We start from the raw sequence: 21,630 nt of genomic DNA, 5'->3' as shown, positions 1-21,630 counted from the left end.
CGCGGTGCGCCCCAGAGCGAGGCACCACCGTTCTGAACTGCGGAAACAGGCCGGATTCAGACGTTGAAGCGGAACTCCACCACGTCGCCGTCCTGCATGACGTACTCCTTGCCCTCGATCCGGACCTTGCCGGCGGCCTTGGCCGCCGCCATCGATCCGGCCTCGACCAGGTCGTTGTAGGAGACCACCTCGGCCTTGATGAACCCGCGCTGGAAGTCGCTGTGGATCACCCCGGCGGCCTCCGGCGCGGTCGCGCCGACCGGGATGGTCCAGGCCCGCGCCTCCTTGGGGCCGGCCGTCAGGTACGTCTGGAGCCCGAGCGTCCGGAAGCCCACCCGGACGAGCTGGTTCAGGCCCGGTTCGGACTGCCCGATCGACTCCAGCAGCTCACGGGCCTCGTCCTCGGGCAGGTCCACCAGCTCGGACTCGATCTTGGCATCCATGAAGATCGCCTCGGCGGGCGCGACCAGGCCGCGCAGCTCGTCGAGGAACTCCTCGTTGCCCAGCTCGGCCTCGTCGACGTTGAAGACGTAGAGGAACGGCTTGGTGGTGAGCAGGTGCAGCTCACGCAGGTGTTCCAGCTCGACCTTCGCGGCGGCGGCGCCCGCGTACAGGGTCACGCCGTTGTCGAGGACCTCGACCGCCTTCTTGGCGGCCTCGACGGCGGCGGCCCGGTCCTTGCGGAGCTTGGCCTCCTTCTCCAGCCGGGGCAGCGCCTTCTCCAGCGTCTGGATGTCGGCCAGGATCAGCTCGGTGTTGATCGTCTCGATGTCGTCGGCCGGAGAGACCTTGCCGTCGACGTGCACCACGTTCGGGTCGGAGAAGGCACGCACCACCTGGCAGATCGCCGAGGCGTCGCGGATGTTGGCGAGGAACGCGTTGCCGCGGCCCTGCCCCTTGGAGGCGCCCCGGACCAGTCCGGCGATGTCGACGAACGAGACCGGCGCCGGCAGCACCTTCTGCGAGGAGAAGATCTCCGCCAGCTTCGCCAGCCGCTCGTCGGGCAGCCCGACCACGCCGACATTAGGCTCGATGGTGGCGAACGGGTAGTTCGCGGCGAGCACGTCGTTCTTGGTCAGCGCGTTGAACAGGGTGCTCTTGCCCACGTTGGGCAGGCCGACGATGCCGATGGTGAGACTCACGACGAACCAGCTTACGCGCTTCGCCACCCGCGCCGGGCAGGCAGGTCCGCGAACCCGGTCACTCCGGCGCGGCGGAGAGCAGGCGCGGCTCGATCCGGGTCTCCCGGACGGTGCCGTCCTCGGCGCGGACCAGCTCGTACGCGGCCACGCCGGGCCGGTCGGCCACCGCCTCGGCCAGCCGGGTGCCCCGGTAGATCAGTCCGACGCCGTCGTCGGTGCAGTGGCTGGCCGGCAGCGTGCCGTCGGCGACCAGCCGGTGCATCAGCGGGCGGCGCTGCTCCTCGCTGTCGTAGTGCACGCCATTGCCGTACGGGAGCCAGCCCAGCCCTTCGGTGAAGGGCCGCAGCGTCGGGCCGTAGCTGTCGGTGGCGCCACCGGTGTGCCAGCAGATCGAGCCGGCGGACACCCCGCCGAGCACCACGCCGGCCTGCCAGCACTCGTGCAGGATCTCCGGCAGGCCGTGCACCCGCCAGACCGCGCAGAGGTTCGCCACGCTGCCGCCGCCGACCCAGACGACGTCCTGCGCGAGCAGGTGGGCGCGGATGTCCTCGACGTTCGGCATCGGGTAGAGCGCCAGGTGGGAGGCGCGGAACCGGGTGCCGGCGAAGGCGCCGTAGAAGACGGTGAACCCGGTCGGCTGGTCGCCGGTGGCCTGGCCGAGGTAGCAGACGCGGGGCGCGTCACCGGCCCCGGCCAGCTCGGCCATCAGGTCGAACAGGGCGCTGGGCCGGGCGTCCCAGGGGCCACGGCGACGGCTGGCGAAACCCATGCTGGTGGCGACGATCGTCGGTTCGGTGGCGGGCACGGGCGTCCTTCCGGCCGGTGACGGGTGCCGATCATTGTGCCGGATCGGCGGGTCCGGCCGTGGCCGCTGCGAGCAACGTACGAAGCAAATCGGCGAGCCGTTCCTGGTCGGCGGGCGGCAACGCGTCGAGGATCCGCCGTTGCACGGCGAGGCCGGCCTCGGCCGACTCCTCGACCACCCGGCGACCGGTGTCGGTGAGGCTGACCCGCAGCGCCCGCCGGTCGGCCGGATCCGGCGAGCGGCGCACCAGGCCGGCCCGTTCGAGCCGGTCGAGCCGCCCGGTCATGCCGCCGGAGGTGAGCATCAGCGAGGCGGCGAGCTCCTTCGGCGCCAGCGTGTACGGCGCGCCGGAGCGTCGCAGCGCTGCGAGCACGTCGAACTCACCCCGGCCGATGCCCCAGCCCGCGTACACCTTCTCCTGGCCGTCGCCGACCAGCCGGGCGAGCCGGTAGATGCGGCCGAACACGGCCATCGGTTCGGGCCGCATGCCGGGCCGCTCCCGTTGCCACTGCTCGACGATCACGTCCACCTCGTCGCCTGTCACGGCTGCCGATTGTGCCGCACGTCCCACTTCCTCTTTTCGCTAACCCCTGATTAGCTTAGCGCTAAGATACTTAGCCACGAGAAGGAGGCTTCCATGAACCCTCGCTGGACCGACGTCGCGCTCACCGCCGCCGCCCCTGTCACCTGGGGCACCACCTACCTCGTCACCGCCGAACTCCTCCCGCCGGACCGGCCGCTCTGGGCCGGCGCGATCCGGGCCCTCCCGGCCGGCCTGCTGCTGCTCGCCCTGACCCGCCGACGACCACACGGCGTCTGGTGGGGACGAGCCGCAGTGCTCGGCGCGCTGAACATCGGGGTGTTCTTCCCGCTGCTGTTCCTCGCCGCGTACCGGCTGCCCGGCGGCACCGCCGCCGTGCTCGGCGCCGCGCAGCCACTGCTGGTGGCGGTGCTCACCGTCGCCCTGCTCCGCGACCGCCCCACCCGGCCCGCACTGGTCGCCGCCGCGGCCGCACCGCTCGGCGTCGCGCTGGTGGTGCTGCGTCCCGGCGCCGGTCTCGACCCGCTCGGCGTCGCCGCCGGGCTGGCCGGCGCGGTGGCGATGGCCGCCGGGCTGGTGCTCACCCGCCGCTGGGGGCGGCCGCCCGGAGTGGGCGTCCTCACCGCGACGAGCTGGCAGCTCGTCGCCGGTGGCCTGATGATCGTGCCGGTCGCCGCCGCCGTCGAGGGCGCGCCGCCCGCGCCCGACGGGCCGGCGGTGCTCGGGTACGCGTGGCTCGGGCTGGCCGGCACCGCGCTGGCGTACGTGCTGTGGTTCCGTGGCGCGGCGCGGCTGCCGGTGTCCCGCGTGTCGGTGCTCGGCACGCTGAGCCCGCTGACCGCCGCGGCGCTCGGCTGGGTGGTGCTCGACGAGGCGCTGGACCCGGTCCAGCTCACCGGCTTCGCGGTGGCGGTGGCGGCCACGGTGCTCGCCCAGATGCCGGACCGATCGTCGCGCCCGCACCCGAGCGACAGGACGTCGCCCGGGTCGCCACGCCGTCAGCCGGCCCGCAGCCGGCGCCAGTCGTCCGGCCACGCCTCGGCGGCGACGCCCTCGGGGAGCACGCCGGCCGGCAGCTGCGCGGCTGCCGCGAGCGGCAGCGTGAACCGGTGCGCGGCGGCGGGCCCGGCCGCGTACGACCGGTCGAGCAGCCACCGCACCTCGTCAGCGGTCCAGCCCAGGCCGGGGCGGGCCGCGATCTCCCGGACCAGCCGCAGGCCGACCCGGGTGTCGTCGTCGTAGAAGCGCATGCACCAGTGGTGCGCCCACATGCCGAGCGCGCGCAGCCCGTCCGGGTCGAGGGAACTGGCCAGCCGCCCGCAGGCGGTGTCCGCGAAGGGGCGGCCGGGATCACCGGCCCGGTCGCGCTCGATCGCGCCGTACGCGGCCGGCGCCACCACCCGCATCCGCTCGTAGAAGCCCTCCACCACCGCGGCGTCCAACGGTGCTCGCCCCGATCGCATCAGCGGACACCCCGCCCGGCCACGCTCGCCATGCCCCGCACCTCTTCTTGAGTTGGTGGCGGGACGCTACCGACCACTTACGACACTTTCTCGGATGCGCCCCACATGATCCACGCCACCTCGGCGGGGTGGCGGTGTCCCGGGGCCGGGGATACCGCCACCTCCCCGAGCTGGCGCGACTGCCTCATGTCATGTCTGAATCCCGCCAGCCGAGCCGGGGAGCTGCGAGGCAGGATCGTGGCATGGAACTGGACTTCGAGCGGTGCTACCGGGCCGTCGACAGCCGCGACCCGCGGTTCGACGGCTGGTTCTACACCGGTGTGACGTCGACCGGGATCTACTGCCGGCCGTCCTGTCCGGCAATGACACCCAAGCGACGCAACGTCCGGTTCTTCCCGTCCGCCGCCGCCGCGCAGGGGGCCGGGCTCCGGGCGTGCCGCCGGTGCCGGCCGGACGCGGCACCGGGCTCACCCGAGTGGGACGTCCGGGCCGACCTGGTCGGCCGCGCCATGCGGCTGATCGCCGACGGCGTCGTGGACCGGGACGGGGTGCCCGGCCTGGCCACCCGGCTGGGCTACACCGAGCGGCACCTGCACCGGATGCTCCGGGCCGAGCTGGGCGCCGGCCCGCTGGCACTGGCCCGGGCCCAGCGCGCGCAGACCGCCCGGATCCTGATCGAGACCACCGGCCTCGGCCTGGCCGAGGTGGCCTTCGCCGCCGGGTTCGGCAGCATCAGGCAGTTCAACGACACGGTCCGCGAGGTCTACGGCGGCACCCCGTCCGAGCTGCGGGCCCGGCGGCGTGGCCCGGCCACGGCCACCGGAGCGGGCACGCTCTCGCTGCGGCTGGCATACCGGCCCCCGCTGCACGCGGGCGCGCTGCTGGACTTCCTCGCGCTACGCGCACTCCCCCGCGTCGAGGTGGTCCGCGACGGCACCTACCACCGAGGGCTGCGCCTGCCGCACGGTCCCGCCACTGTGGCGCTGACCCCCGCCGACGGCCACATCGACGCCACGCTGCGGCTGGCCGACATGCGTGACCTGGCCCCGGCTGTGGCCCGCTGCCGCCGCCTGCTCGACCTGGACGCCGACCCGGTCGCGGTGGACGCCGTCCTGGCCGCCGACCCGGCGCTGGCCCCGGCCGTCGCGGCCGAGCCCGGCGTCCGGCTGCCGCACGCGGTCGACGGGTTCGAGCTGGCCGTCCGCGCCGTCGCCACCCAGCAGGTCTCGCTGGCCTCGGCGCGCACCACGCTCACCCGCCTGCTCGCCGCCACCCGGGCCGCGAGCGGGGCGGGTGGCGACGACCCGGCTGACGGCCTGGTGGCCTTCCCCGGTCCGGCGGAGGTGCTCGCGGCGCCGGACACGGCGTTCCGGATGCCGGCGGCCCGCCGGGAGACGCTCCGCGCGCTGGCCCGCGCGGTCGCCGACGGCGACCTCGACCTGGAACCCGGAGGCGACCGGGAGGAGACGGTCCGGCTCCTGGCCTCGGTGCCCGGCATCGGCCCGTGGACCACCGGCTACCTGGCCATGCGCGCGCTCGGCGACCCCGACGTCGCGCTCGCCACCGACCTGGGCGTACGCCGGGGCGCGGCAGCGCTCGGCCTGCCCGACGACCCGAAGACCCTGTCCGCGTACGCCGACCGCTGGCGTCCCTGGCGGTCGTACGCGACCATCCGACTCTGGAGAGCAGCATGAGCACTGTGGACAGCACAGTCATCGACACCCCCGCCGGCCCGTTCAGCGTGCTCGCCGGCCCGGGCGGGTCGGTACGCGCGGCGGGCTTCACCGCCGACCCGGCGGCCCTGATGCCGTTGATCCACCCGAGTCTGCGCGGTGAGCTGCGGGAACGGGCCGACCTCGGCCAGGTGACCGCCGCCGTTCGCGCCTACCTGGACGGTGACCTCGCCGCCATCGACGCGGTAGCGGTCGAGCAGCACACCGGCGGGCCCTTCCTGACGCACGCCTGGCAGGTGCTGCGCGACGTCAAGCCCGGCGACCCGGTCACCTACACCGGGTTCGCCGCGCTGGCCGGACGACCGGCTGCCGTGCGGGCCGCCGCGGCGGCCTGCGCCCGCAACGCCGCCGCGCTGTTCGTGCCCTGCCACCGGGTGCTGCGTACCGACGGCACGCTGGGCGGGTACCGCTGGGGGCTGGATGTGAAGAAGTGGCTTCTCGGGCATGAGGGACGGGTGACGGTTAGCTGACAGCCCGTCTGTCACCCCCGACGGCTACCGTCGGGTAGTGCCCGCGTCCAGCGACGGCAATCCCGCGGCGCATCTCCGCGCCCGGTCCCAGCCGCTGCGCAACCTCTGGCGGCTGCGGCCCTACCTGCGCCCGTACGCGATGGAGTTCGCCTGGCTGCTGGTGGCGGCGCGCGCCGCCACCGCGGCGAGCCTGGCCGTACCGCTGGTGGTGCAGCGGGTGGTCGACGGTCCGGTGGCCCGTCACGACGAGGCCGGGCTGCTCCGGCTCGGTGGCCTGGCGCTGCTGCTCGGCCTGGCCGAGGCGGTCCTGATCTTCATTCGCCGCTGGACGCAGTCGTCGTCCTCGGTGGGCATGGAGGCCGCCATCCGCGCTGACATCTACGCCCACCTGCAACGGCTTCCGGCCTCCTTCCACGATCGCTGGCAGTCCGGCCAGTTGCTGTCCCGGATCACCAGCGACCTGTCGGTGATCAGGCGGTTCCTCTCCTTCGGGCTGCTGTTCCTGGTGCTCAACCTGGTCACCTACGCGGCGGTGGTGGCGCTGCTGATCCGGCTGCACCCGTGGCTGGGGCTGCTGGTCGCGGCCAGCGCCGTACCGCTGTTCCTGATCAGCCGCCGGTTCGCGCGCCACTACCACGCGGCGTCGCGCCGGATGCAGGACCAGCAGGGCGACGTCGCCACACTGGTCGAGGAGACGGCGCTGGGGTTGCGCACGATGCGGGCATACGGGCGCGGGCCGGAACTGGCGGCCCAGTTCGCCGTCGGCGCGCGCCGGCTGCACGACACCGGGATCGGCAAGGCCCGGCTGCTGGCCCGGACGTCAGCGCTGTTCGACCTGGTGCCCAACCTGACGCTCGGTGCCGTCCTGGTGGCCGGCGCCGCGGCGGTCGCCGAGGGCGTGCTGTCCATCGGCGAGCTGGTCGCGTTCGTCAGCCTCCAGCTCATGCTGATCTGGCCGGTGCAGTCGCTGGGCTGGATCATCGCCAACGGCCAGGAGGCCGCTACCGCCGCCGACCGGATCCAGGAGGTGCTGGACACACCTCCGACCATCGTGGACGGCCCACGGGCCCGGCCGCTCGACCGGGGCGAGGTACGCGGCCGGCTCCGCTTCGAGGCGGTCGGCTTCCGCTATCCCGGCACGTCCGCGCCGGTGCTGCGCGACCTGGACCTGACCGTCGAACCGGGCGAGACGATGGCGCTCGTCGGCGTCACCGGCTGCGGCAAGAGCACGCTGCTGTCGCTCGTCCCCCGGCTCCACGAGGCGACCGGCGGCCGGATCACGCTCGACGGGCACGACGTGCGTGAACTGCGGTTGGATTCCTTGCGCCGGCTGGTCGCCGTGGCGTTCGAGGAGCCGACGCTGTTCTCCATGTCGGTCTGGGAGAACCTCACCCTGGGCCGGCCGGACGCGAGCGAGGACGAGGTCCGGGCCGCGCTGACGCTGGCCCAGGCGGAGTTCGCGTACGAGCTGCCGTGGGGGCTGGCCACCCGCGTCGGTGAGCAGGGGCTGTCGTTGTCCGGCGGGCAGCGGCAGCGGCTCGCGCTGGCGCGAGCGGTGCTCGGCCGGCCCGCGGTGCTGGTGCTCGACGACCCGCTCTCCGCGCTCGACGTGCACACCGAGGCGCTCGTCGAGGCGGCCCTGCGCCGGGTGCTGCGGGAGACCGCGACCACCACCCTGCTGGTGGCGCACCGCCCCTCGACAGTGGCGCTGGCCGACCGGGTGGCGTTGCTCGACGGCGGCCGGATCGTCGCCGTCGGCACCCACTCGGAGCTGCTGGCGCGGGTGCCCGCGTACCGGGCGGTGCTGTCCGCCGAGCCGGAGCGCCGGACCGGCGGCGTCGGCCTGGTGCGCTCGTGACCGGCCGCGTGCCGCGGGTACCCCGGCCCCGCGACGCGCCGAACGGCTCCGGCACCACCGGCGCGCGCGGTGGCAGCGGCGACCCGGCCCCACCGGACGGCCACGCGACGACCGGCGCGCCCCACGGCGGCGGTGACGACCTGTCCCGCTGGCGGGGGCGCGCCACCGATCCGGACGCCGACCGCAGCCGGGCCGAGGACTCGTCCCCGGAGGCGGTGGCCCGGCTGCGCGCCCGCAGCCGGGTGCTGCTGCGGCTGTTGCTACGCCCGCACCGGCGGGCGCTCGGGCTGGCGGTGGCGTTGCTGCTGGCCCAGAACGCCGCCGCGATGTCCGGGCCGTACCTGGTCATGCTCGGCATCGATCGGGGCATCGGGCCGCTGCGGGCCGGTGACGCGGGCCCGCTGGTTGCTGTCGCCGCCGCGTTCGTGGTCGCCACAGCTGTCGAGTACGCGGCCCGGCGCGCGTTCCTCACCCTCGCCGCCCGGATCGGCCAGGCCGTCCTGCTGGACCTGCGCCGCCGGGTGTACGGGCACTTCCTCCGCCTCGACGTCGGGTTCCACGAGCGCTACACCTCGGGCCGGATGGTGTCCCGGCTGACCAGCGACCTGGAGTCGATCGCCGAACTGGTCGACGGCGGCATCGACAAGCTGGTGATGGCCGGGCTGTCGGTGCTGTCGGTGGCGGGCATCCTGCTCTGGCTGGACCTGCCGCTGGCGGCGGTTACGCTGCTCGCGTTCCCCTTCCTGTTCGTGCTGTCGCGCTGGTTCGCCCACGCGTCGGCCGGGGCGTACCGGCGCACCCGGGAGGCGGTCGCGCTGGTCATCGTGCACTTCGTCGAATCGCTGCGCGGGATCCGGGCCGTGCAGGCGTACCGGCGGGAGGACCGCAACGACCGCATCTTCGCCACCGTGAACGACGACTACCGGCGTTCCAGCCTGAACGCGTTCCGGCTGATCGCGATCTACTCGCCGGGCATCCGGTTGATCGGCAACCTGACCGCGGCGGTGGTGCTCGGGTACGGCGGCTGGCGGGTGCTGGGCGGCGGCGTCGAGGTGGGCGTGCTCGCCGCGTTCCTGCTCTACCTGCGCCGCTTCTTCGAGCCGATGGAGGAGTTGAGCCAGTTCTACAACTCGCTCCAGTCGGCGACCGCCGCGCTGGAGAAGCTGGCCGGCGTGCTGGACGAGCGCCCGGCGGTGCCCGAACCTGCCCGGCCGGTGCCGCTGCCCGCCGGGCCGCCGCGCGGGGCGATCGTGTTCCGCGCCGTCGGCTTCGGCTACCGCCGCCGGACGCCGATCCTGTCCGGCCTGGACCTGACCGTGCCGTCCGGGCAGACGGTGGCGCTGATCGGCCCGACCGGCGCCGGCAAGTCCACTGTCGCGAAGCTCGTGGCCCGCTTCCACGACCCGGACGCGGGAGCGGTCCGGCTGGACGGAGTTGACCTGCGCGACCTGGCCGACGCCGAGCTGCGCCGGGCGGTGGTGCTGGTGACTCAGGAGACCCACCTGTTCAGCGGTTCCGTGGCCGACAACATCAGGTTCGGCCGCCCGGACGCCGACGACGAGGCGGTGGTCGGCGCCGCGCGGGCGATCGGCGCGCACGACTTCATCGCCGCGCTGCCCGACGGGTACGCCACCGACGTGCACCGGCGCGGCGGCCGGCTCTCCGCCGGGCAGCGGCAGCTCGTGGCGTTCGCCCGGGCGTTCCTCGCCGACCCCCGGGTGCTGATCCTCGACGAGGCGACCTCGGCGCTCGACGTGCCGACCGAGCGGCTGGTGCAGCGGGCCCTGCGCAGCGTGTTGCGCGACCGTACCGCCCTGGTCATCGCCCACCGGCTCTCCACCGTGGAGACGGCGGACCGGGTGCTGGTCCTCGACGGCGGGCGGATCGTGGAGGACGGCCCACCGGCGGAGCTGATCGCGGCCGACGGCCGCTACGCCGCCCTGCACCGCCAGTGGCGCGACTCCCTCCTCTGACCGCCCTGCGCGGGGTGGGGAAAGTCGTGGAGTGCGGCGGCCCGGCTGCCTACCATCGGCTGATGACCGACACGACGAGGAGCGCCCGCGGCGGCGTCCCCGAGCGTCCGAGCCTGGACGGCCTCGAGGAGACCTGGGCCCGCCGCTGGCAGTCCGACGGCACGTACGCGTTCGACCGCACGAAGGAGCGGCCGGACGTATACGCGATCGACACTCCCCCGCCGACCGTGTCGGGCGAGCTGCACATGGGACACGTCTTCTCGTACACGCACACCGACACGGTGGCCCGGTTCCAGCGGATGCGCGGGCGGACCGTCTTCTACCCGATGGGCTGGGACGACAACGGGCTGCCCACCGAACGCCGGGTGCAGAACGTCTACGGCGTGCGCCCCGATCCGGCGCTGCCGTACGACAGGGACTGGCGCCCGCCGGCCGCACCGGTGGACGACGCGGCCCGGAAGAACCCGACGGCGATCTCCCGGCGCAACTTTATCGAGCTGTGTGAACTGCTCACGGTCGAGGACGAGAAGGCGTTCGAGACGCTGTGGCGGCGGCTCGGGCTGTCGGTGGACTGGTCGCTGACGTACACCACGATCGGTTCGGCGGCCCGCGCGGCGAGCCAACGCGCGTTCCTGCGCAACCTGGCCCGGGGCGAGGCGTACCAGGCCGAGGCGCCGACGCTGTGGGACGTCGGGTACGGCACCGCCGTGGCGCAGGCGGAACTGGAGGACCGGGAGCGGCCGGGCGCGTACCACCGGCTGCGGTTCACCGGCCCGGACGGCCGCGAGGTGCTGATCGACACCACCCGCCCGGAGCTGCTGCCGGCCTGCGTGGCGCTGGTCTGCCACCCCGACGACGAGCGGTACGCGGACCTGGTCGGCGCGGCTGCGCGTACCCCGGTGTTCGGGGTCGAGGTGCCGGTGCGCGCGCACCCGCTGGCGGACCCGGCCAAGGGCACGGGCATCGCGATGGTCTGCACGTTCGGTGACCTGACCGACGTGACCTGGTGGCGGGAACTGCGGCTGGACACCCGCGTGGTGATCGGCCGGGACGGGCGGCTGCTGCCGGAGCCGCCGGCCGGCGTGCCGGCGCAGCCCTACGCGGCGCTGGCCGGGCAGACGGTGAACGGCGCCCGGCGGACGCTGGTGGAGCTGCTTGCCGACGCGGGCGACCTGGTCGGCGAGCCACGGCCGATCACCCATCCGGTGAAGTTCTACGAGCGCGGCGACCGGCCGCTGGAGATCGTCTCGACCCGGCAGTGGTATCTGCGCAACGGCGGCCGGGACGCCGGCCTGCGCGAGGAGCTGCTGGCCCGGGGGCGGGAGCTGCGCTGGGTGCCGGAGCACATGCGGCACCGGTACGAGCACTGGGTGGGCGGTCTCACCGGCGACTGGCTGGTCAGCCGGCAGCGGTTCTTCGGCGTGCCGGTGCCGGTGTGGTACCGGCTCGACAACGTTGGCGAGCCGGACTGGTCCCACCCTCTCATACCGGACGAGGCGATGCTCCCGATCGACCCGACGAGCGAGCCGCCGCCCGGTTACGACGAGTCGCAGCGCGGGCAGCCGGGTGGTTTCACCGGCGACCCGGACGTGCTGGACACCTGGGCCACGTCGTCGCTGACCCCGCAGATCGTCGGCGGCTGGGAGACCGACCCGGACCTGTTCGGCCGGGTCTTCCCGATGGACCTGCGCCCGCAGGGGCACGACATCATCCGGACCTGGCTGTTCGCCACGGTGGCCCGGTCCCACCTGGAACACGGCGCGCTGCCGTGGCACACGGCTGTGCTCTCCGGCTGGATCCTCGACCCGGACCGCAAGAAGATGTCAAAGTCCAAGGGCAACGTGGTCACGCCGATGGCGCTGCTGGAGCGCAACGGATCCGACGCGGTCCGCTACTGGGCCGCCAGCGGCAAGCCGGGCACGGACCTGGCCTACGACCCGGCCCAGGTCAAGGTGGGCCGCCGGCTGGCCACCAAGCTGCTCAACGCGTCCCGGTTCGCGCTCGGGCTGGGCGCCGCCGACGCGCTGCGGGCCCCGGTGACCCAACCGCTGGACACCGCGATGCTCGCCGAACTGTCCGGCGTGGTCGGGGTGGCGACGTCCGCCTTCGACGGGTACGACCACACGGCCGCCCTGATGGCCACCGAGGCGTTCTTCTGGCGGTTCTGCGACGACTACATCGAGTTGGTGAAGGAACGCGCCTACGGCACCGGGCCGGCCGCCGACTCGGCCCGGGCGGCGCTGGCGACCGCGCTGTCGGTGCAGTTGCGCCTGTTCGCGCCGGTGCTGCCGTTCGTCACCGAGGAGGTCTGGTCGTGGTGGCGGTACGGCTCGGTGCACCGCTCGCCGTGGCCGACCACGTACGAGGTGTCCCGCGCGATGGCCGCGCCGGGTGACCCGGAGCTGCTGCGGCTGGCCGCGGACGCGCTGGGCCAGGTGCGCCGCGCCAAGTCGGAGCGGAAGCTGTCGATGAAGGCGGACGTGCCGCTGGCCGAGGCGCTCGGACCGGCGGCGGTGCTCGACCAGCTCGGCACCGTCGCCGACGACCTGCGCGCGGCGGGCCGGATCGCGAAGCTCGACCTGCTGCCCGACCGCACCACCGAACTGGTCATCGCCTGCGCGTTCTGACCGCGAGGGGCGGCCGGCGTGACGCCGGCCGCCCCTCGTCCGGGTCAGCTCGTCTCGCCGGCCACGCTGAACGAACGCAGGCGGTCGATCGCCAGCACGGTGAACCCGATCGCCACCAGCGTGGTGAGCACGGCCGCGACCGGCACCGAGACGCTGGTGCCGAGCAGCGGCGTCGGCGCCATCCGGTCGGCCAGGGCGATCACCCACTGCTGGATCGACAGCACCCGGGTGCCGCCGACGAACCGGCCGAGCAGGCCCTCCCAGATCAGCACGTAGACCAGGCCGAGCAGCACCGGCCGCCGGGTCACCAGGCTCAGCGCCAGGAACAGCGCCGAGTACGCCAGCACGCCCGCCGCCGAGGCGGCGACAAGTGCCAGTCCGAGGCGTACCGAATCGGCCAGCACGCCCGCGACGTAGATCGGGACGCCCACGGTGACCGCGCTGACGCCGGCCGCGACCGCCAGCTTCGGCAGCACGATCTGCCAGCGCGGCAACGGCTTGGTGAGGATGTGCACGACGGTGCCGTCGTCGATCTCCGCGCCCAGCACGCCGGTGCCCACGATCAGCGAGACCACCGGCAGCACCACGGCGAGGCCGAGACCGACGAGCACCGGCGGACCCCACTGGCCCGGGTCGACGCCGAGCGACCGGCAGAGCACCGCCAGGCCGATCAGGATCAGCGGCAACGGCAGGAGCATGAGGAACCGGCTCCGGCCGAACAGGCCGCGCGCGGTGATCCAGGTGACTGTCGACATCATGCCTCCACCAGATACGAGAAGACGCTCTCCAGCGACTCGTCCTCCGGCAGGAGCTGCCGGACCCGGATGCCGTGCCGGAGCGCGATCCGGGGCAGTGCCCGGGTGAACGCGCCGTAGTCGCCGGCCTTGACGGTCAGGCCGGTACGGCCCAGCTCGACGCCGGAGACCGACGCCTCGGCCATCAGCGCCACCGCCAGTGCCCGGTCGTCGGTGGAGCGGACCGCGAACACGTGCGGCCGGTTGGTCATCAGGCGGCGGATGGTCCGGTAGTCGCCGGAGGCGGCGAGCCGGCCGGCCACCATGACCTGGACCGTGCCGGAGACCTGCTCGACCTCCTCCAGGATGTGCGAGCTGAACAGGATGGTCCGTCCCGCGTCGCCGAGCCGGTGCAGCAGCGCCATCATGTGCAGCCGCTGGCGCGGGTCCATCCCGTTGAACGGCTCGTCGAGCAGCAGCACCTGCGGGTCGTGCACGAGCGCGGCGGCGACCCGGGTGCGCTGCCGCATGCCCTTGGAGTAGGTGCCGATCCGGCGGGTCTGCGCGTCCTCCATCTCGACCAGCTCGATCGCCCGCTTCGTGGCCGCCTCCGGGTCGGGCAGCCGGTGCAGCTTCGCGCTGGCGAGCACGAACTCGTACGCGCTGAGGAACGTGTGCACCGCCTCGCGCTCGCTGACCAGGCCCAGCCGCCGGTAGACGGCGGGGTTGCGCCAGGTCGGCTCCCCGTCCAGCGTCACTGTGCCCCGCGACGGGGACAGGAAGCCGGCCATCATGTGCAGCAGCGTGGTCTTGCCGGCGCCGTTGGGGCCGAGCAGGCCGGTCACGCCGGGGCCGAGCCGCATGGTGACGTCGTTGACCGCCACCACGTTGCCGTACCAGCGGGAGACACCGGCCAGGTCGAGCGTGCTGGTCGCGGCGGCGGGCGCGCCGGCCGTCGACTGGGTGCTGATCGCCGTCATCGGGCGGCCACCTTCCGGTATCGCAGGAGCAGCAGGCTGACGCAGGCGGCGACCAGCAGCACGGCGACCACGGCGTAGACCGGCCCGAAGTCGCCGATCGGCATGCCGCCCCGTCCCTGGGTCAGCCGGTCGCCGAGCGCCCAGTTGCCCACGCCGCCGACGAGTGTCGGCGGGGAGGCCAGGAAGGCCAGCTCGTTGACGGTTGTCGACGGCAGGATGTTGAGCACGCCGACCACCGGCGTGGTCATCAGGAAGACCGCCACGATGCCGCCGGCGGCGAACGCGCGCTTGCCGGTGAGCGAGGCGACGAGCAGGGCGATCGAGGCGAACACCACCGCCCAGAGCCCGGCGTAGAGCAGCCCGGGCAGCAGGTCGAGCAGTTCGTCCCACACTCCGCCGATCCCCCGCTTCGTGGTGAACGCGGCGCCGAGGAACATCACCAGTTGCGGGCCGCCGAGCAGCAGCCAGATCGCGGTCACCAGCGCCAGCAGCTTCGACAGGGCGTAGTCGCCGCGCGGCAGCGGCCGGGAGAAGTACAGCGGCAGCACGCCGCTGCGCAGGTCGCGGGAGACCAGCTCGGGCGCGGCCACCGCGGCGAAGAAGATGACCAGCCAGCTCATCGCGTCGGCGAACTGGGCGTACGTCATCACCACCTCGCCGATCTGGCTGCGTACCGCGGTGAGCCCGGCGGCCACCACGGTGACCACGGAGACCACCAGCCACGGGAAGATCTTGGCCTTGGCGCTGCGGCCCAGCCCGAACACGGTACGCACGCCGTGCAGGTAGAGCGCGCCGAAGACCTGCCGGCGGCCGAGTCGCGGGCCGGTGTAGCGCTGGTAGCCGATGTCGTGGATGACCCCGGTCGCGTCAGACATGGCTGGGCTCCCTCGTGGCGAAGAGTTCGGCCACCCGGTGCCGCCGCTGGTCCAGCCGGTGCAGTGGCAGGTCCAGCTCGGCGACCGCGCCGAGGATCTGGTCGTAGGTCGCGTCGTCGGCGAGCGGCACGAGCAGCAGCCGCCCGTCGCGGCTCACCGGCAGGTCGAGCGCGGCGAGCCGGGCGGCGAGTTCCTCGGTGCCCTCGCTCACCTCGACGGCGAGCACGTCGGTGGCGGTGGTCATGGCGGACACCCGGTCGGCGCGCAGCAGCCGGCCGCCGTCGATGGCGACGAGCGTGTCGCAGATCCGCTCGACCTCGCCGAGCAGGTGCGAGCAGACCACCACCGAGATCCCGAACTCGGTGCCGATCCGGTGGATCAGCGCGAGCATGGCGTCCCGGCCGGCCGGGTCGAGGCCGTTCGTCGGCTCGTCGAGCAGCAGCAGATCGGGATCGTGTACGAGCGCCTGGGCGAGCTTGACCCGCTGCTTCATGCCGGTGGAGTAGCCACCGACGGCCCGGTGCCGCTCCTCGTGCAGACCGACGTGGCGCAGCGCCTCGGAGGCCCGTTCCCGGGCGACGGTGCGCGGCAGCCCGCTGATCCGGCCCAGGTGGGTGACCAGCTCGGCGGCGGACAGGTCGGGCGGGAGGGCGTCGTGCTCGGGCATGTAGCCGACGCGGGCGCGGACCGCCGCCGGGTCGGTGGTGGGGTCGAGGCCGAGCACCTGCACCCGGCCGCTGGTCGGGCGGAGCAGACCCAGCAGGATCTTGATCAGAGTGGACTTGCCGGCGCCGTTCGCGCCCACCAGCCCGATGATCCCCGGCTCGACCGACACGGTGAGGTCGGCCAACGCGGTGACCCGGCCTCCGTACGTCTTGGTCAGCGACTCGGTCGCGAGCAGTGTCACGCCGTTCAGCGTAGAACTCCGGGGCTGCGCCGGAGCCCGTCCGGACCCCGGCGATCCCCTGATCCTCGACCGCTTGCTCCCCTAGGTGGCGGGCGGGGTGGCGGCCACGCGGGGAAGCTGCCACCGTGTGTGGGCGAATCGACGGGGGGCGGTATGAGCGACGGCACGGACCGGCCGGTGGTGAGCGTGGTGGTGCCCACGTACAACTGCGGTGCCAACATCGATCCGCTCGTCGCCTCGCTGACGCGGCAGGGGTTGCCGCCCGGCGGGTACGAGGTGATCTTCGCCGACGACGGGTCGACAGACGGTACGCCGCAGCGGCTGGACGAGCTGGCCGCCGCCGACCCGCACGTGCGGGTGCTGCACCTGGAACACTCGGGCTGGCCGTCGCACCCGCGCAACAGCGGGCTGGAGCAGGCGCGCGGCGAGTACGTCTTCTTCGCCGACGACGACGACTGGTTCGGCGACGAGGCGCTGGCCCGCCTGCACGCCTGCGCGCGGGACCACGATGCGGACATCGTCATCGGCCGGATGGTCGGGCACCGGCGGGGCGTCCCGCGGGAGCTGTTCCGGGAGAATCGGTTCGGCGTCACGCTCGCCGACGCGCCGCTGGCCGACAGCATGACCTGTCACAAACTGTTCCGGCGGTCCTTCCTGGAACGGCACGGGCTGCGGTTCCCGGAGGGTCACCCGCGCCGCCTGGAGGACCACCGGCTGATGGCGGCGGCCTACCTGCTCGCCGAGCGCGTCTGCGTGCTGGCCGACCACCCCTGCTACCACCACGTCCGCCGGGTGGACGCGGGCAACGTCACCGCCACCCGGATGGACCCGGCCGAGTACTACGGGGCGTTGCGGGCGGCGCTGGACATCGTGGCCGCGCACCGCCCGGCCGCCGGGGCCCGCCTCCGGCTGCACCGGCGCTGGCTGCGTAAGGAGATGCTGAGCCGGCTGCGCGGGCAGGCCCTGCTGAACGCGCCGCGGCAGTGGGCCGACCAGGTGGCCGGCGAGGTGGGTCAGCTCCTCAAGGAGCGCTTCGCGCCGGAGGCGGTCGCCGGGCTGCCGCCGATCTTCCAGGTGATCGCACACCTCGCCGGGCAGGGGCGGACGGCGGATCTGCACCGGCTGGCGGAGTGGGAGGCGAGCATCCGGGCGCGCGCCACAGTCGACAGGTGGCGGGTACGGGGGCGGACGCTGACCGTCGGCGTCTCCGCCGACCTGGCCGCGGGTGACGAGCCGCTGCGCTTCGACGACCAGGGGCTCCCGGTGCTCCCGCTGGCCGACACGACGCCGGCCGGCGCCGTGCTGCGGGCCGGCGGGGCGAGGACCGACCTCGTCGTCCGCCGCCGGGAGACCCGGGAGGAGTTCTTCCTGCCGGTCGACACCGGCACCGAGCGGGCCGACGACGGCCGGGTACGGCACCGCAGCACCGCTACCGTCGACTTCGCGGCGCTCAACGGCGGACGGACCCGGGGCACCTGGGAGGTGCGGGCCCGGGTGATCCAGGCCGGCTGGGCGCTCGACACCCGCCTGCCGCTGGTGGTGCGTTGCGCGGCCGACGGCGGCCCGCTCCGGGTGGAGGACGCGCGCCGGCTGCGGTCCCGGATCCGTCGCGCGGTCCGGCGACTGCGGGACCGCGCGGTCGGCCGGTCGGCGCGCGCCGGCAGCCGTTCGCACGATCGACCGGCCGCGGCCGGCCGGTAAGGATTCGGTGACCCCGGTTCGTCCTCGGCACGGTCGCCGCACACGCGATCACCGGGAGGCCGGGTGGCGCTCTCGACCGATCGCCGGTGGGCTGCGAAACTGTGTGCCGGCCGGTGAGTTGGGGGTTCGATGAGCAACGGGTGGCTGCTACCCGAGGACGTTCTGCGGGATGCGCCGTCGTACGCGCCCAGACCCGCTGAGCTGGCCGATCTCCAGTTGTTGCTGAGTGGGGCGTACGCGCCGCTCACCGGTTTCCTGAGCCGGGCCGACCTGGCCTCGCTGAACCGGCGCGGCCGGCTGGCCGACGGCACGTCCTGGCCGGTTCCGGTGACGCTCCAGGTGCCGGCGGCGCTCGCCGACGGGCTGGACCCGGCCGATCCGGCACGCCGGGCGGTGGTGCTCACCGACGGTGAGGGCGCGCCGGTGGCGGCGATGGACGTGACAGACGTCTGGCCGGGCCGTGAGGGCATGGTGGGTGTCGGTGGCGCGGTGCGCCGCCTGGGCGACGGCGGCCACGGGCCGTTCCAGCGGCTGCGGCGCGGCCCCGACGAGGTGCGCGGCCTGCTGCCGCCGGGCCGGGTGCTCGGCGTGTTCGCCGACCGCCCGCTGCACCGGCCGCAGCTGGCGCAGATCGCGCACGCGGCTCGTACGCTCGGCGCGCACCTGCTGGTGATGATCCCGGTGGGTGAGGAGTCGATCGGCGGGCTGCCGGCCGAGGCGCTGGTGCGCAGCGTGTTCGCCGCCCGCGACCGGATGCCCCCGGCGACGCTCGTGGCGGTGCCGCTGGCCCGGCGGCGCGACGAGATCAGCGACGCGCTGCTGCGGGCCCGGGTCGCCGCCGCGTACGGGGTGACCCACCTGCTCTCCACCGAGGGCATGCTCTCCGGCGCCGGCCTGCGCGTGCTGGTGCCCCGCGAGCTGGCCTACGACAACCGGGACGGCCAGTGGCGCTGGCGTGAGGACATCCCGCCGCGCAACCGCCGGCTGGCGCTGAGCACGCGGGAGATCGACGACCTGCTGGACCGGGGGTTCCCGCTGCCCGAGTGGCACACCCCGCCGGCGGTGGCGAAGGAACTGACCCGGGCCCGTCCGCCGCGGCGGCACCGGGGCCTGGTGATCTTCCTGACCGGCCTGTCCGGCTCGGGCAAGTCGACGATCGCCAGAGGGCTCGCCGACGTGCTCCGCGAGCAGGGCGACCGCACGATCACGCTGCTCGACGGCGACGTGGTGCGGCGGGAGCTCTCCGCCGGGCTGGGGTTCAGCAAGGCCGACCGGGATCTCAACGTACGCCGGATCGGCTGGGTGGCCGCGGAGATCGCCCGGCACCGGGGGGTCGGCATCTGCTGCCCGATCGCGCCGTACGCGGCAGCTCGCGCCACCGCCCGGGAGATGGCGGAGACGGCCGGGGCGGGCTTCCTGCTGGTCCACGTGGCGACGCCGCTGGCGGTCTGTGAGCAGCGCGACCGCAAGGGCCTGTACGCCCGGGCCCGGGCCGGCCTGATCACCGGGATGACCGGCATCGACGACCCGTACGAGGAGCCTACCGACGCCGACCTGGTGGTCGACACCTCGGAGCTCAGCGTCGAGGAGGCTGTCGGGAAGGTGATGGAGCACCTCACCGAGACGGGCTGGGTGGAGCCCCGCCTCCAGCCCGCCTGATCGTCTGATCGCCGGCCGCGTTCCGGCACACAGCACGTCGACCGCCGCCGTCCGGACTTCCGGACGGCGGCGGTCTCGCATCACCCCTCGTTGCGCGGTAGTGTTCGTCTTTGTTGGAACACGTTCGACCGCGTGAAGTGTCCGCGCGGCCGGTGAGACGCGGAGGTGAGCCGGGGATGCTGGCGCGGCAGCGGCAGACGGCGATCCTGGAACGACTGCGCCGCGCCGGGGGCGTCCGGGTCACCGAGCTGGCGGCCGAGTTCGGCGTCTCCGACATGACCATCCGGCGCGACCTGGACACGCTGCACGAGCAGGGCCTGCTCGCCAAGGTGCACGGGGGCGCGACGCCGGCCGGTCCCGGCTCGACCGACGAGCCCGGCTTCCACGCCAAGTCCATCCGCCAGTCCGCCGAGAAGGCCGCGATCGCCGAGCACGCCGCGCTGCTGGTCCGGCCCGGCGCCGCGATCGCGCTCTCCGCCGGCACCACCACCGCCGAACTGGCCCGGCGGCTGGTGGACGTGCCCGGCCTCACAGTGGTCACCAACTCGCTGCCGGTCGCGGAGGTCCTGCACGTCGGCGGCCGGCCGGACCAGACGGTGGTGCTCACCGGCGGCGTCCGCACGCCGTCGGACGCGCTCGTCGGCCCACTCGCCGTGGCCGCGATCGCCACGCTCCACCTGGACCTGCTCTTTCTCGGCGTACACGGGATCAGCGAACGGGCCGGTTTCACCACGCCCAATCTGATGGAGGCGGACACGAACCGGGCGCTCGTGGCCGCGGCGGACCGGCTCGTGGTGCTCGCCGACCACACCAAATGGGGCACCGTCGGCATCTCGTCGATCGTGCCCCTGGACGCGGCGGACGTGCTGGTCACCGACGACCGGTTGGCACCCGAGGCCCGACGGGTACTCGACGACAGGGTGGGTGAGCTGGTGACGGTGCCCACGACGAGGGGGGCGGAGTGAAGCGTACGCAGATCGCGCTGGCCGACGGCCGCGAGCTGATCTACTTCGACGAGCGAGACGACGCGGTCCGCGACCAGCCGGACCGGCGGGACCTGCCCCCTCCCCCGCCCGCCTCGCAGCTGCGGTACGACCCGCTGACCGACGAGTGGGTGGCGGTGGCGGTGCACCGGCAGACCCGCACGTTCCTGCCCCCGGCCGACCAGTGCCCGTTGTGCCCGTCCCGGGGGGAGCGGCACAGCGAGATCCCGGCGCCCGACTACGACGTGGTGGTCTTCGAGAACCGGTTCCCGTCGCTGAGCCAGCGGGTGGCCGACGAACCGGTCGAGATCACCCCTTTCACCCCGGTACGCCCGGGGCGCGGCAGGTGCGAGGTGGTCTGCTTCACCGACGACCACAACGCGTCGTTCGCCCGGCTCTCCCCGGCCCGCGTGCGGACGGTGCTGGACGCGCTCGCCGACCGCACCACCGCGCTGAGCGCGCTGCCCGGCGTGGAGCAGGTCTTCCCGTTCGAGAACCGGGGCGTGGAGATCGGAGTGACACTGCACCACCCGCACGGGCAGATCTACGCGTACCCGTTCGTCACGCCGCGCACCCGCACCATGCTGGCCGCCGCCCGGCGGCACGCCGAGCGCACCGGGGGCAACCTCTACGCCGACGTGCTGGCCGCCGAACGGGCCTCCGGGGTCCGGGTGGTGACGAGCAACGAGCACTGGACCGCGTACGTCCCGGCTGCGGCGCGCTGGCCGTTCGAGGTGCACGTGGCGCCGCACCGGCCGGTGCCGGACATCCCCGCGCTCGACGACGCCGAGCGGGACGCGTTCGGGCCGCTCTACCTGGACCTACTGCGCCGCTTCGACGGGCTGTTCGACATGCCCATGCCGTACATCGCGGCCTGGCACCAGGCGCCGGTGCGGATCGACAGGGAGCTGGGCCACCTGCACCTTCAGCTGTTCAGCATCCGGCGGGCCAAGGACAAGCTGAAGTACCTGGCCGGGTCGGAGTCCGGCATGGGCGTGTTCATCAACGACATCGCCCCCGAGCGAGCCGCCGACCTGCTCCGCTCCGCGTGAAAGGAAGGGCCCCTTATTAACGCCTGCGGTAGAGGAAGGGCCCCTTCTTAGAGGTCCTAACTTTTTGAGGGTGGGCGTAACCGACTGGATGTGAGGGTCGTTTCGTCTGAACGTGAGGAGGGGTGAG

17 protein-coding genes and 1 pseudogene are annotated in these 21,630 nt (G+C 73.8%); 10 read left to right on the top strand and 8 right to left on the bottom strand.

Going from position 1 to position 21,630, the window contains the following annotated elements; translation table 11 throughout:
- Nucleotides 1–56: 56 nt before the first annotated feature.
- Genes ychF through ACGFIA_RS28165 form a run of 3 tightly spaced genes read right to left on the bottom strand, consistent with a single transcriptional unit; the run spans nucleotide 57 to nucleotide 2,491 of the window.
- Nucleotides 57–1,142 (bottom strand): redox-regulated ATPase YchF, encoded by a 1,086-nt coding sequence (ychF, locus tag ACGFIA_RS28175; RefSeq protein ID WP_357480390.1) that lies wholly within the window; start codon nucleotides 1,140–1,142, stop codon nucleotides 57–59.
- 58 nt (nucleotides 1,143–1,200) lie between these two features.
- Complete coding sequence (locus ACGFIA_RS28170) at nucleotides 1,201–1,947, bottom strand: peptidase E (protein ID WP_357391100.1); 747 nt, start codon at nucleotides 1,945–1,947, stop codon at nucleotides 1,201–1,203.
- Between the two features lie 31 nt (nucleotides 1,948–1,978).
- Entirely contained in the window at nucleotides 1,979–2,491 is a 513-nt protein-coding gene (locus tag ACGFIA_RS28165) for a MarR family transcriptional regulator (RefSeq protein ID WP_357391098.1), read from the bottom strand.
- A 93-nt stretch (nucleotides 2,492–2,584) separates the two neighbouring features.
- Here ACGFIA_RS28165 and ACGFIA_RS28160 point away from each other — a divergent pair.
- Nucleotides 2,585–3,358, top strand: a pseudogene (locus ACGFIA_RS28160) (EamA family transporter); the annotation flags it as partial.
- Nucleotides 3,359–3,486: 128 nt separating this feature from the next.
- Here the strand turns inward: ACGFIA_RS28160 and ACGFIA_RS28155 are convergent.
- Nucleotides 3,487–3,951 (bottom strand): hypothetical protein, encoded by a 465-nt coding sequence (locus ACGFIA_RS28155; protein WP_357391096.1) that lies wholly within the window; start codon nucleotides 3,949–3,951, stop codon nucleotides 3,487–3,489.
- 242 nt (nucleotides 3,952–4,193) lie between these two features.
- Between ACGFIA_RS28155 and ACGFIA_RS28150 the strand changes: the two genes are divergently transcribed.
- The 5 genes from ACGFIA_RS28150 (at nucleotide 4,194) to valS (ending at nucleotide 12,612) form a co-directional block, all read left to right on the top strand.
- The gene (locus tag ACGFIA_RS28150) at nucleotides 4,194–5,645 is read left to right on the top strand and encodes an AlkA N-terminal domain-containing protein (protein ID WP_357391094.1); all 1,452 of its coding nucleotides are present in this window, start codon (nucleotides 4,194–4,196) and stop codon (nucleotides 5,643–5,645) included.
- Nucleotides 5,642–6,154 (top strand): methylated-DNA--[protein]-cysteine S-methyltransferase, encoded by a 513-nt coding sequence (locus tag ACGFIA_RS28145; RefSeq protein ID WP_357391092.1) that lies wholly within the window; start codon nucleotides 5,642–5,644, stop codon nucleotides 6,152–6,154. Before ACGFIA_RS28150 ends, ACGFIA_RS28145 begins: the two co-directional genes overlap by 4 nt.
- Before the next feature lie 37 nt (nucleotides 6,155–6,191).
- The gene (locus ACGFIA_RS28140) at nucleotides 6,192–8,012 is read left to right on the top strand and encodes an ABC transporter ATP-binding protein (protein ID WP_393262943.1); all 1,821 of its coding nucleotides are present in this window, start codon (nucleotides 6,192–6,194) and stop codon (nucleotides 8,010–8,012) included.
- A 140-nt stretch (nucleotides 8,013–8,152) separates the two neighbouring features.
- Nucleotides 8,153–9,985 carry an ABC transporter ATP-binding protein gene (locus ACGFIA_RS28135; RefSeq protein ID WP_357391104.1) on the top strand — a complete coding sequence of 611 codons (1,833 nt, stop codon included), beginning with the start codon at nucleotides 8,153–8,155 and terminating at the stop codon, nucleotides 9,983–9,985.
- Nucleotides 9,986–10,047: 62 nt separating this feature from the next.
- Nucleotides 10,048–12,612, top strand: coding sequence for a valine--tRNA ligase (gene valS / locus ACGFIA_RS28130; protein WP_393262941.1), 2,565 nt, complete (start codon nucleotides 10,048–10,050; stop codon nucleotides 12,610–12,612).
- Between the two features lie 44 nt (nucleotides 12,613–12,656).
- Here the strand turns inward: valS and ACGFIA_RS28125 are convergent, their stop codons facing one another.
- The 4 genes from ACGFIA_RS28125 to ACGFIA_RS28110 are packed head-to-tail and all read right to left on the bottom strand — an operon-like array spanning nucleotide 12,657 to nucleotide 16,108.
- Nucleotides 12,657–13,367 carry an ABC transporter permease subunit gene (locus ACGFIA_RS28125; protein WP_393262938.1) on the bottom strand — a complete coding sequence of 237 codons (711 nt, stop codon included), beginning with the start codon at nucleotides 13,365–13,367 and terminating at the stop codon, nucleotides 12,657–12,659.
- Complete coding sequence (locus ACGFIA_RS28120) at nucleotides 13,367–14,326, bottom strand: ABC transporter ATP-binding protein (protein ID WP_194801330.1); 960 nt, start codon at nucleotides 14,324–14,326, stop codon at nucleotides 13,367–13,369. The genes ACGFIA_RS28125 and ACGFIA_RS28120 overlap by 1 nt, the downstream gene beginning before the upstream one ends.
- The gene (locus ACGFIA_RS28115) at nucleotides 14,323–15,201 is read right to left on the bottom strand and encodes an ABC transporter permease subunit (RefSeq protein WP_357472033.1); all 879 of its coding nucleotides are present in this window, start codon (nucleotides 15,199–15,201) and stop codon (nucleotides 14,323–14,325) included. The genes ACGFIA_RS28120 and ACGFIA_RS28115 overlap by 4 nt, the downstream gene beginning before the upstream one ends.
- Nucleotides 15,194–16,108 carry an ABC transporter ATP-binding protein gene (locus ACGFIA_RS28110; RefSeq protein ID WP_357391191.1) on the bottom strand — a complete coding sequence of 305 codons (915 nt, stop codon included), beginning with the start codon at nucleotides 16,106–16,108 and terminating at the stop codon, nucleotides 15,194–15,196. Before ACGFIA_RS28110 ends, ACGFIA_RS28115 begins: the two co-directional genes overlap by 8 nt.
- Nucleotides 16,109–16,261: 153 nt before the next feature.
- On the opposite strand from ACGFIA_RS28110, the gene ACGFIA_RS28105 reads away from it, so the two are divergent.
- The 4 genes from ACGFIA_RS28105 to galT all read left to right on the top strand — a co-directional run bounded on the left by ACGFIA_RS28105 (nucleotide 16,262) and on the right by galT (nucleotide 21,503).
- Nucleotides 16,262–17,809, top strand: coding sequence for a glycosyltransferase family 2 protein (locus ACGFIA_RS28105; protein WP_393262934.1), 1,548 nt, complete (start codon nucleotides 16,262–16,264; stop codon nucleotides 17,807–17,809).
- A 129-nt stretch (nucleotides 17,810–17,938) separates the two neighbouring features.
- Entirely contained in the window at nucleotides 17,939–19,468 is a 1,530-nt protein-coding gene (gene cysC, locus ACGFIA_RS28100) for an adenylyl-sulfate kinase (protein ID WP_357391194.1), read from the top strand.
- A 176-nt stretch (nucleotides 19,469–19,644) separates the two neighbouring features.
- Nucleotides 19,645–20,433 (top strand): DeoR/GlpR family DNA-binding transcription regulator, encoded by a 789-nt coding sequence (locus ACGFIA_RS28095; RefSeq protein WP_357472030.1) that lies wholly within the window; start codon nucleotides 19,645–19,647, stop codon nucleotides 20,431–20,433.
- Nucleotides 20,430–21,503, top strand: a complete 1,074-nt coding sequence (galT, locus tag ACGFIA_RS28090; RefSeq protein WP_357391198.1) for a galactose-1-phosphate uridylyltransferase — start codon at nucleotides 20,430–20,432, stop codon at nucleotides 21,501–21,503. Before ACGFIA_RS28095 ends, galT begins: the two co-directional genes overlap by 4 nt.
- Nucleotides 21,504–21,630: the final 127 nt, after the last annotated feature.

It is taken from the genome of Micromonospora sp. NPDC049203 (genome assembly GCF_043197215.1).
Lineage (GTDB): Bacteria > Actinomycetota > Actinomycetes > Mycobacteriales > Micromonosporaceae > Micromonospora.
This window is presented reverse-complemented; position numbering and strand designations above follow the sequence as displayed.